Annotated in this window: 10 protein-coding genes; 8 read left to right on the forward strand and 2 right to left on the reverse strand. The window is 46.0% G+C overall.

The annotated features are described in order from the left end of the window. Window positions 1-225 precede the first annotated feature (225 nt). Window positions 226-720, reverse strand: a complete 495-nt coding sequence (locus LN893_RS19560; RefSeq protein ID WP_229973016.1) for a DUF1440 domain-containing protein — start codon at window positions 718-720, stop codon at window positions 226-228. Between the two features lie 13 nt (window positions 721-733). Further along, a complete protein-coding gene (locus LN893_RS19565; protein ID WP_229973018.1) occupies window positions 734-913 on the reverse strand; it encodes a hypothetical protein in 180 nt (59 codons plus the stop codon). Between the two features lie 74 nt (window positions 914-987). Between LN893_RS19565 and LN893_RS19570 the strand changes: the two genes are divergently transcribed. The 8 genes from LN893_RS19570 to LN893_RS20910 all read left to right on the forward strand — a co-directional run bounded on the left by LN893_RS19570 (window position 988) and on the right by LN893_RS20910 (window position 11,528). Next, window positions 988-1,692, forward strand: a complete 705-nt coding sequence (locus LN893_RS19570; RefSeq protein ID WP_229973020.1) for an SPW repeat domain-containing protein — start codon at window positions 988-990, stop codon at window positions 1,690-1,692. Between the two features lie 274 nt (window positions 1,693-1,966). Continuing rightward, window positions 1,967-2,431 (forward strand): RidA family protein, encoded by a 465-nt coding sequence (locus tag LN893_RS19575; RefSeq protein ID WP_229973022.1) that lies wholly within the window; start codon window positions 1,967-1,969, stop codon window positions 2,429-2,431. 4 nt (window positions 2,432-2,435) lie between these two features. After that, window positions 2,436-3,590 (forward strand): trans-sulfuration enzyme family protein, encoded by a 1,155-nt coding sequence (locus tag LN893_RS19580; protein WP_229973024.1) that lies wholly within the window; start codon window positions 2,436-2,438, stop codon window positions 3,588-3,590. A 36-nt stretch (window positions 3,591-3,626) separates the two neighbouring features. After that, complete coding sequence (locus LN893_RS20905; protein ID WP_369427714.1) at window positions 3,627-3,773, forward strand: nitrilase-related carbon-nitrogen hydrolase; 147 nt, start codon at window positions 3,627-3,629, stop codon at window positions 3,771-3,773. Window positions 3,774-3,962: 189 nt separating this feature from the next. Then, window positions 3,963-5,585, forward strand: a complete 1,623-nt coding sequence (locus LN893_RS19585; protein ID WP_229973026.1) for an amidase — start codon at window positions 3,963-3,965, stop codon at window positions 5,583-5,585. A gap of 551 nt (window positions 5,586-6,136) precedes the next feature. Beyond that, the gene (gene ggt / locus LN893_RS19590; protein WP_439651231.1) at window positions 6,137-7,870 is read left to right on the forward strand and encodes a gamma-glutamyltransferase; all 1,734 of its coding nucleotides are present in this window, start codon (window positions 6,137-6,139) and stop codon (window positions 7,868-7,870) included. Window positions 7,871-8,310: 440 nt separating this feature from the next. Continuing rightward, complete coding sequence (locus tag LN893_RS19595; protein ID WP_229973028.1) at window positions 8,311-11,049, forward strand: TonB-dependent receptor; 2,739 nt, start codon at window positions 8,311-8,313, stop codon at window positions 11,047-11,049. Window positions 11,050-11,354: 305 nt separating this feature from the next. Further along, a complete protein-coding gene (locus LN893_RS20910; RefSeq protein WP_369427715.1) occupies window positions 11,355-11,528 on the forward strand; it encodes a hypothetical protein in 174 nt (57 codons plus the stop codon). Window positions 11,529-11,719 lie beyond the last annotated feature (191 nt).

An 11,719-nucleotide genomic window follows, 5' to 3' on the forward strand; every position in this document is an offset into this window, starting at 1 on the left:
GGATTAACAACAAACCGGTCAACACTTTTCAGGACGGGTCAGCGTTGCCAGAATCTCTAAATTCGAGGGTATAATGAGACAAAAACAGTGAGGGTTTAACATAACAGCTGTTATCGTACCTGTTAGGGTATGTAGCTAGTAATGCTCTGTAGGCATACGCTTACCTGTGACACGGTCTGTATACTTACTGCAATGATTACAGTTCCACTATAGGGTACATAATCATTACGAATTCGGAAGGACCTCATCTAGCAGGCCAATCACAGTATCGGTTGCGGTACCCAGTATGAGGTGAGCGAAAAATCCCCTTGCATGCGCCTGCCATGGATAGGCGAACGGGCCGGAAGCATAACCCAAAGCCGGCACAATGACCTCATCAAAAACGATGAACAAGCCGAAGCCATAGAGGGGGCCTCTCAAGCAACCAAGCCCTTCCATGCGGTACCTCCCTAAAGCATAGAGCACCCCTGGTGCCATACCCATGAAGTAGTGGACGCTCCTGCCCACGGTGTACTGCCGCTTCTGGGGCAAGGCGAGGTTTAGGGCATCCGTCAGGTGCTTGCCCGCTGCGTTCGGCGCATACCTTCCGCCTTTCTGCGCAACTCTCTCCTGCACCAAGGCACCAGTGTCTTCATGGCCGTACCAGTGCCAGGTAAACCTGTCCATCAGCCACACTCCGACGGCTCCGGCAATGGCCCCTTTTATCAATGCTGCCCACATCTGTTGCCTCCTTTTAACTTGGTAAGGCCTTATCCAGCCCTCTCAGCACGCCATCCGTTACCACCCCTACCGTCAGGTGGCTAGCCAGGCCCCTGGCGTGCGCCTGCCACGGGTAAGCCGTCGGCCCAGAGGACAGGCCTGCCATCGGTGCCACCATTTCATCCATCACCACAAATAAGCCCAACCTGTACAAGAAGCCCCTAGATGCAACATAATGATACTGACAGGAAGCATGGCGGCATGGGCATGCGTGGCGTAAGCAGACCGATGGCCGAAAAAGAGATACGCCAACACAACCAGGAAATGCACCAGCACGGTAAGGACGCTCAGCAAGGCGACGATAACAAGGATGGCATGATGATGTCAGGTGAGATGCGTGAGCAAATGCTTCACATGCACCACATGCAGACGATGTGGGTGTACTGGATGATTATCATATTCGGCGCCTGGGTGCTGCTCTCACCGCTCACCTTCGATTACGGAATCGGCACGGTGCAGCCCTCGGGCGGCAGGAGTGTGTGGCTCACCATGGAGCAGCGCATCCAGTTCATGAAGTGGAGCGACATTATCAGCGGTGCTCTGCTGATGTTCTTCGGCTGGCGCGGGCTTACGCCTAACCGCCCCGTCAGCCTTTGGGTCTGCTGCTTTATCGGTATCTGGCTTACAATGGCACCGCTGCTGTTCTGGTCACCAACGGCAGTGGCTTATTTAAACGATACCATGGTAGGCGCACTCGTCATAGCCCTTGCCATACTCATTCCCGGTATGCCCAATATGATCATGTACATGAAGATGGGGCCCGATACGCCTCCTGGCTGGAGCTACAACCCTCCCAGCTGGCCGCAGCGCTGGATCATGATGGTGCTGGGCGTTATGGGTAGGTGGTGTCGCGTTACCTGGCCGCCTTCCAGCTGGGCTACATCGACTCGGTGTGGGACCCTTGCTTCGGGCAGCAGAGCGAGCAGGTGCTAAACTCTGCCATGTCGCACAGTATGCCTGTTTTCCATGCGCGCCTGGAGGTGGTAAGGAGTTTGTCAGGTACTAAACACAAAGCGCCTTCAGTATCAACTGAGGAGTTTGGTATCTGACATCGTTTCTTTTTATAAAAACTGCGATACCAGGTTCTCTTTCTTGGTCCGCAAGTTTGGCTAGGTAAACGTTAAGCCGTATATTTCTGTGAGGCGAACAAGCGCTGCGATAAGTGCTTGCTCACCTGGATTTGTATCTACATAATCTTTAAACAAACATGACCAACCCAGAAGAGCAGCTAAAAGTCCTTGGAATAGAACTTCTAGTACCTGTAAAACCTGTCGCTAATTATATAACAAACCTTCAGGTAAATAACCTGCTGTACTTGTCTGGCCATGCCTTTAGCGGAGAGCCAACCTCTGTGGATATTGGCAAACTGGGAAAAGACCTGACCGTAGAGCAAGGGTACCAGGCCGCACGCAATGCAGGAGTCTGCGTGCTGGCCACCATCAAGCAGGCACTTGGCGATTTAAGTCGGGTAAAAAGAATTGTGAGGGTGCTGGGAATGGTTAATGCCACCGAAGATTTTGCAGACCACCCCAAAGTGATCAATGGTTTTTCGGACCTGATGGTGGAAGTTTTCGGGGAGAAAGGAAAATACGTGCGTTCAGCCGTCGGCATGGGTTCTTTACCTGGTGGTATAGCCGTAGAAATAGAGGTAACGTTAGAAGTAGAAGAATAAGCCAATGGAGGCACTAAATCAAGATAGTATGTACAGCAAGGAAACAGAATGTGTTCATAATCAGCAGCAGCACCAGGGTGTGAACACTCCCATATACACTTCAACTGCCAACAGGTATGTTGGCTATGATGAGATATTGTATCCCCGAAACTTCAACACAGAAAATCAGAAAGCTATTGTTGAAAAGTTATGCAGGCTAGAGAAAGGGGAAGCGGGGATGACCTTCAGTTCTGGATCGGCGGCCATTTCCACTGTGCTTTTTTCTTTTCTTAAAGCTGGCGATCATGCATTGTTCTCACAGGAGATTTACGGGGGTACTGCCAAGCTGGTCGTGGAGGAGTTTCCTAAGTTCAATATCCAATTTGACTTTGTTCCAAATGCTGAAATGGGAAAGCTGGACTCCATGATCAGGAAAAACACCAAAGTTTTTTACACGGAGACACCTTCCAATCCTTTGCTTTCCATTGTTGATTTGGAAGCCATCAGCGCAGTAGCCAGAAAAAACGATATATTATCGGTGGTAGATAATACTTTCGCCACACCGATCTTTCAGAACCCCATTTCTCTGGGTTTTGATGTTGTTGTGCATAGTGGAACGAAATATCTGGGAGGACATCATGATCTGTGCTTTGGTGCCATTGTTACATCTCAGAAGTTAAAGGACGTTATTTACCAGAGTGCCCTCAATTTTGGAGGCAGCCTGAACGGGTTGGACTGTTACCTAATAGAGCGGAGCCTGAAGACCCTGTCACTCAGGGTTGAGAAACAAAGCTCTAATGCCATGAAATTAGCAAAAGCACTACAGAAGAACCCTGCAATAGCTGCAGTTTATTATCCTGGCCTGGAGAGCCACCCGAACCATGCGGTTGCTGCCAGGCAAATGAAAGGAGGTTTTGGAGGAATGCTTTCCTTTGAATTAAAAGATGCCTCTAAAACAGGGAAGTTTCTAAACAGGCTGCAACTCATTATTCCAGCCCTAAGCCTGGGTGGTGTGGAAACCACCGTTTGCCAACCTTCCACATCATCGCACGCCAGCTTATCAGAAGAAGAACGGTTGAAGCAAGGTATTACAGATGCCTTGTTGCGTCTGTCTGTTGGAATAGAAGATGCAGACGATCTGATTCAGGATATAGAGGCAGCGATAGCAAGTATTCAATAGAAATAAAGTATGAGTAGAAATTAATTGAAAGTGGCAATGGCTCAGATCTCACCTGTCTGGTTGAACAAGCAGGCCACGTTAGACAAAGTAGAGGAATATATAAGCAAGGCAGGTTCTGAAGGGTGTGAATTAGTTATTTTTGGCGAGGAACTGTTGCCAAGCTTTCCTTTCATTAAAGATTAAGTTGATGTTCAACAAAATTTCTACTCTCATAGAAACTGCCTTCGTCACGTCTGCGGAGGTTAAATGGACAGACTGATATATACTGAAACTATTTAAAATAGCCGAGCACCTGCCTGGTTGGCTATTTATGTTTTATTTTTTGTACAAATTGCCTTACTTACAGCTTTCGTCAAGCTAAACAAACCAAAGATGTATACTCCAATAACGGCATCAAAGGGCGGTCGCCTTTTTAATAAGACTGTATTCTTTGCCACGGTTGTTATGTTTCCACTCTCTCAGATCTCCTGCCAGACCCCTCCAAGTGAGCAGCAGGTGGTGAGTGCTGACAGTTCTAAAATTGTAGAATTAGAAATAACCCAGCTTCAGCAAGGGTTTAAAGACGGTAGCTTTACCTCCAAAGAGGTGGTGCAGGCTTATCTGAACAGGATTGAAGAGATAGATGATAACGGGCCTTCGCTTGGCTCGATCATACAGGTAAATCCAGATGCTATACAAATTGCGGAAGAGCTGGATAAAGAGATGAAAGAGGGCAAAGTAAGAGGCCCGCTTCATGGTATACCAGTCGTGCTGAAAGACAACATCGACACACATGATAAAATGCCTACTACTGCTGGTTCCAAAGCCCTGGCAAATTCATACCCCCTGCAGGACAGCTACGTGGCGAAGCAATTAAGAGAGGCTGGAGCAGTCATTATTGGCAAAGCCAACCTTAGTGAGTGGGCAAACTTCAGGGGAGAGATGTCTACCAGTGGCTGGAGCGGTGTTGGCGGACAAACTAAAAACCCCTACGTTTTAAGCAGAAATCCTTGCGGTTCAAGCTCAGGGTCAGCTGTAGCGGTGGCCGCTAATCTTACCGTACTTGCCATCGGAACAGAAACTAACGGATCCATTGTCTGCCCTGCGCATGCCAGCGGAGTGGTAGGCATCAAGCCAACCGTTGGTCTGATCAGCCGTTCTGGTATTATCCCGATTTCTTCTACCCAAGATACGCCAGGCCCTATGGCACGCACTTTAAGAGACGCTGCTATAGGTTTAGGAGCCATGGTTGGGGTAGATGTTGCAGATGAAAAAACAGCAGCCAGCCAGGGAAAATCGCACACAGACTATACTCAGTTCCTGAAAGCGGACGGTTTGAAAGGGAAGCGAATAGGTTTTTACAAGGCTCCTATGGGCGTTAATTATAAAGTAGATTCGCTTATGTATAAAGCGGTGGCTTTCTTAAAAAGCCAGGGTGCAGAGATAGTGGAAATTGATGCTATAGGAAACAGAGAAGTTGGCAATCATTCTTTTGAGATTATGCTCTATGAGTACAAGCATGGCTTAAATGAGTACTTTAAATCTCTTGGCCCTAACGCACCTATCAAAAGTGTGGAAGAACTGATCGCATTCAACAAAAAGGACCCAGAAGAGCTAAAGCATTTTAACCAGCAATACCTGGAAATGGCTCAGAAAAAAGGCGACCTGAATTCGAAGGAGTATAAGGAGGCGCTGGCCAACTTAATGAAAGGCAGCAGAGAAGAAGGCATAGACAAGGTAATGAATAAGCACAAGTTGGATGCCATAGTAGCGCCAACAGGTGGACCAGCCTGGAAAACAGATCTTGTGAACGGCGACAGTTTCCAGTTGGGAAGCTCTTCGCCTGCAGCCCAGGCTGGTTATCCAGCTATTACAGTACCTATGGGTTTTGTGGATAAACTGCCCGTGGGTATTTCTTTTTTCGGAAGAGCATGGAGTGAGCCAGTTTTGATTGAAATCGCTTATGGTTACGAAACTGGAACAAAGCATCGCAAAGCTCCTAAATTTTTGCAGTAAAAGATAAATTGGTAATACCTGATAAGGCCAGTTCAATTTTTGGATTGGCCTTTTTTTCTTGTTTAGGAGTTGATGTTGCTGCCTCAGATTGGTTTTAACTAAGTTTTGTCTTTCTAGCGGCATACGTTTATCTGGAAAAGAAATTATGCAGCAAGGATTGAAAGAAGTGGGGTTGATTTATATGTAAGCCTGGCTTTAATAAGTATAAAGAAAGCTTACATGAAATGTTGTTTATGATCATATCTGTAGGAGCATGGGCAAGCAGTACTCTGACTTTCTCATCTACTTAGAAAGCTTCTTTTGGCTTCATGTTCTGTTAGAATTGAGCCGCCACATATCTAGTTAATCTGGTCTTTTGAAACATATGACCAAACATTAAAGAAGTTTTTTGGTATATCCTCCTAAAAGAGCACTTCAACAGGCAGAGGTGCTATTTGGTATTTAAAGAGGCTAAACAATATGAATACTTCACCCAGTTAAAGCCATCACATTTATTTGATTTGCTTGTTTTAAGCCAAAAATGAATTCCTAATATATCAAGAACTTTACAAATGAATCTACAAGTAACTACAGCATCCCGTTTAAAGTTATGGTTGCTGTTTATAACACTTCTACCTGCCTTATTAAGTGGTTGTGCAACTCCTTCTGCAACTGCGGTCATTGAAAATTCGCGTGGTTATATTACCGATAAAGCGATGGTTGTATCGGCACACCCAGAAGCCTCCCGAGTAGGTATGGAAATCATGCGGAAAGGAGGGAATGCTTACGATGCGACAGTGGCAACACAGTTTGCCTTGGCTGTGGTATTTCCAGTGGCAGGTAATATTGGCGGTGGTGGTTTTACTGTATTTCGCAGTGCTTCTGGCGAGACGGGTACTCTAGATTACCGTGAAACTGCACCATTAGCATCATCCGAAACTATGTACCAGGACAGTGCTGGGAACGTAGTTAATGGGCTGAGCACCGACAGTCATTTAGCGATTGGGGTGCCAGGAACTGTAGACGGCATGGTAAAACTACATCAAAAGTTGGGTAAGCTGCCTTGGGCTGACCTGGTGCAGCCAGCCATTGATTTGGCACGCAATGGCGTTGTGCTAACACAGAAAGAAGCCGAAGGACTGAATCAGTCTCGGGAGGCTTTTATTAGAAACAACAAGCACAAGCCTTACCTGGTTAGCGAGCAAACATGGCAGGCTGGCGACACGCTTCGTCATGAAAACCTTGCCCGCACGTTAGAACGCGTGCGTGATAGAGGTCGTGAGGGCTTCTATGCAGGAGAAACAGCAGACTTGCTGGTAAAAGAAATGAAGCGGGGTGGTGGTATCATTTCCAAACAAGATTTGGCTGGTTATTCCGCTGTTTGGAGAAAACCTTTAGAAGGAAACTATAAAGGCTATAAAGTAATTTCGATGCCGCCGCCTTCTAGTGGAGGCATTGCCCTGCTACAGCTACTGGAAATGGTACAACCTTACAACTTGCGGGAGTATGGGTGGCAAAGTGCTAAAGAAGTACAGATAATGACAGAGGCGGAGCGTCGGGTGTATGCTGACCGTGCCGCCTATCTGGGAGATCCTGGCTTTGTAGATGTGCCAGTGAATGAGTTGCTTGACAGAGAATACCTGCAAGAGCGCATGAGCACCATGGACATGGCCCAAGCAACACCTTCAGCAAGTATCAAAGCTGGTGAGTTACCTGTTTACGAGTCAGACCAAACTACGCATTTCAGCGTTGTGGATCCTGCTGGTAACGCCGTTTCCACAACCACCACACTTAACGGTGCTTACGGCTCAAAAGTAGTAGTGGAGGGAGCAGGCTTCCTGCTAAACAACGAGATGGACGATTTTAGTGCTAAACCAGGGGTGCCTAACATGTTTGGTTTGGTAGGAGGCAAAGCGAATGCCATAGCACCAGGTAAACGCATGCTAAGCTCTATGACACCGACCATACTTGAAAAGGAAGGTAAACTCTTCATGGTAGTAGGTACACCTGGTGGCTCCACCATTATTACTTCAGTTTTCCAAGCTATTGTTAACGTACTGGAGCATGACATGACGATGCAGCAGGCTGTGGCAGCACCGCGTTTCCACCACCAGTGGCTACCAGACGAAATACAGCATGAACCAGATGCCATACCAACTGATGTTCGTACCACACTTGAGCGTAAAGGGTATAATTTGGAACAACGTAATCCCTATGGAAGAATAAACGCAATACTGGTACTGCCAAACGGTAAATTAGAGGCTGGTGCAGATCCTCGAGGCGATGATGCTGCAGCAGGTTTTTAATAAGCAACATAAGAGCGTAGGGTTTGGGCGGCGGATATATTGTGTGGTCTTAGTATAGCGGCGCTTGTTTAAAGACACCTTATGCAGTTTTTAACCAGAACAAAATACTGCACTCACAGCTCTAGTGTGCAGTATTTTGTTTTACATCCTGCTATTACCCAAAAGATGTTCTTAATATTTACACCTTATCCGTCTTTATAAAGTATAAACCTTGTAGCACACGTAGCTTGGTTCTTTAGGAACTAACAAGGGTAATTATTTAGTAGTTAGTTAATCGTTTGTTTATACAAATAATGTATGTACTTTAAAATTGCTGTACTTTTGCAGCTTAATTCTTTTACTAATTCCTGCTGGATAGTACCATAAACGCATTCTGCAGGCTCAGATGGTTTTGTAAATTTCTTATTATGTCCAAGATCTATTTATTAATCTCATTCGTTTTGACATTAACCATTCAGGTTAATGGGCAAACAATACAAGGTACAGTTAGCGATCGGTTTCAGCCATTACCTGGAGCAACGGTCAGAACCTTAGATCAGTCTACAGGTACGAGTGCCGATGCGAATGGCCAGTACCAATTAAAAGTCTCACCAGGGACTTATACCTTGGTTTCCAGTTATGTTGGATATGAGTCGGAGCAAAAAGAGGTTACAGTGGCCGCAGGGCAAACTGTTACGGTAGACTTTGTACTTTCTACGGCTCAGAGCCTGAATGAAGTTGTTGTGGTAGGGTCACGAGGTGCTCCCCGCTCGCAACTTACTACACCTGCACCGGTTGATGTAATTAATATTAGAGAGGTAGTGCAGGATGCACCACAGGTTACGCTTAACCAGATACTCAACTATGTGGCTCCTTCTTTCACATCAAATACTCAGACACTGACCGACGGAACAGACCATATTGACCCAGCGTCTCTAAGAGGTTTGGGGCCAGACCAGGTGCTGGTGCTCATCAACGGTAAAAGACGCCATACAACATCACTGGTTAACATCAATGGTAGCTTTGGTAAAGGCTCAGTAGGTACAGACTTGAATGCCATTCCAACAGCAGCCATCAAACGCATAGAGATACTAAGGGATGGAGCATCTGCTCAGTATGGCTCAGATGCCATTGCAGGTGTAATCAATATTATTTTGAATGATAATGTAAATAAGCTGAATGCCAACGTTACCACTGGAGGGTACTTGTCTGAAAACTCGGAGGGCAGTATAGATGGTGAGAACGTACAGGTAAATGCCAATTACGGTGTGCCATTGGGTGTTGAAGGATCTTACTTTAACCTGGCAGGCTCATATGATTACCGCAACTATACTGATCGTGGCGGTGACTATACTGGTACAATTTTTACCGATTATAATAATCCTACTCCAGGTCAGGCGCCAACAGGAGCTGATATTACCGAATCAGAGCTTAGCAGAAGAGGCTTGACCCGTGATTTCTTTAGCGGCCGTGTCGGCCAGTCGACAAATAGGGGAGGAAGTTTATTTTTTAACTCTGCTTACCCAGTTTCTGAAAAAACGGAAGTTTACGCTTTTGGTGGTTTAAACTTCCGTCATGGCGAAGGTGCCGCTTTCTATAGAGCACCTTCCCAGCTTACGCAGACAAACGCCACTATATACCCGTTAGGCTTCATGCCTCTTATTGTAACAGATAACTACGATAGGTCATTGTCAGCAGGTATCCGCGGTCAATTAGGTAGCTGGAAAGTAGACTTTAGTAATACCTACGGGCAGAACGCAATCGACTTTAGTGTGGAAAATACCCTGAATGCATCAATGTTGACTGCTTCGCCGACAACCTTTGAAGCCGGTGGCTATTCTTTCACGCAAAACACCACAAATCTAGACTTCAGCCGCTTCTTTAAAGATGTTGTGGCTGGTGTAAACGTGGCTTACGGTGCAGAGCATCGTTACGAGAATTACCAGATCTTACCCGGAGAAGAAGCCTCTTATGTAAATTACGGCAAAGCTACACGAGTGGGTACTGATGCTTCGGGCAATCCTATACTTATTCCAGACCCACGCGGTACGGTTAACACCAGATTTGCAGCTAACGGATCTCCTTTTGCCGGTGGATCTCAGTCATTTCCAGGTTTCAGCCCTGATAATGCAGTAGACGCCTCTCGCACAGCTGTTTCAGTTTACGGTGATGTTGAGCTTAATTTTACCAGTAGGACTTTGGTTGATGTGGCTGCACGTTTTGAGAACTACTCGGACTTTGGTTCTACTGTTAACGGAAAAGTAGCAGGACGTCATATTTTCACAGATGCTTTTACATTGCGAGGTGCCGTAAGCACAGGCTTCCGTGCACCATCGCTGCATCAGCAATATTATAGTGCCACTTCCACGCTCTTCACAGATGGTGTATTTGTGGAGTCAGGAACGTTTACCAACAACAGTCGTGTGGCTAAGCTTCTGGGAATTCCTAAACTAAAGCAGGAAACGTCTTATAACTACAGCGCTGGCTTCACAAGTGTACTGGGTGACTTTAAGCTAACATTGGATGGCTATTTCATTCGCATCAACGACCGTGTTGTGTATACAGGGCAGTTTGGTAAGGTAACTACTAATCCTACTCCGCAGGAAGCAGAGGTAAACAGGTTGCTGGATGTAGCCAATGCTGGCTCGGCCCGCTTTTTTGCGAATGCTATAGATACTGAAACAAGGGGAGTGGATGCTGTTTTAACATATTCCAAATCGTTAGGCGGCGGCCGTTTTACTGGTAACCTGGCTGGTACCTATGCTAAGACTAATTTAGTAGGAAATGTACATGCATCTGAGCAATTGGAAGGCAGAGAAAACACCTATTTTGATGAGGCAAGCCGCATCTATCTGCAATCTGCTGTACCGCAAACCAAGGTAAACCTTTCATTAAATTATTCGCTAAGCAAGTGGAGCTTCTTCATGCGTAACGTGTATTTCGGTAGAGTGCAGGAAGCAACGAACGTAGCTGATAATCAGGTTTGGTATGGCGGAAAGGTTGTAACGGATTTGAGTGCTGGGTATACTTTTAACAATAACCTGAAGCTAACAGTAGGGGCGAATAACTTGCTGGACGTTTACCCAGATGAAGTGGCTGCAGCCAGCTCTGGCACAGGTCGCTTTATTTATTCTCGTAGCGCGCAACAGTTTGGTTATAATGGTAGATTTATCTTTACCCGCTTAACCTTCAACTTATAAGCATAACAATAAAAACAAAAAGCCCTGCAGGTATACATGTAGGGCTTTTTGTTTGTAGTGCCTATAGCTTCATGTATGAAATTTTAGCTGCTAACTCAAGATTTTAGGGAATAACGCGACAAAAACGAAGAGTTTTCTGGTAAGCTTCATTTTTTTTTGGATGCAGTTTCTGCCGAGCACGATATAAACACATACCTGAAACTGCTACGGGTAGACGGTTCTTTGTATTGGTAGGAGCGCCTGAACAACCGCTACCGGTAGCAGCGTTCAGCCTTATACCTGCCCGCCGAAGCTTCTCTGGATTTATGATCGGAGGAATAGCTGAAACTCAAGAAATGCTTGACTTCTGTGGCAAGCATAACATTGTTTCAGATATAGAAGTGATCAACATGCAGGAAATAAATGAAGCCTATGACCGCCTGCTGAAAGGCGATGTGAAGTATCGCTTTGTTATTGATATGGCCTCTTTGAAAGAGTAGAAGGTTCTTTGGTTTAGATGGCGATAATGCCTGATGGTTGAACCGCCTTCATACCTCTGCAGAAGCAACAGCTCATGTATCGTATTTATTCTATTAGCCTGCTACATAAGCTGTTGCTTCTGAGCTCCTCCCATTTTTAGGACTGGTCTCAAGTAGAGAAAACGGGTTCTACTATGTTACATTCCACCCAC

The organism is Pontibacter harenae (genome assembly GCF_020907245.1).
Taxonomy (GTDB): Bacteria; Bacteroidota; Bacteroidia; order Cytophagales; family Hymenobacteraceae; genus Pontibacter; species Pontibacter harenae.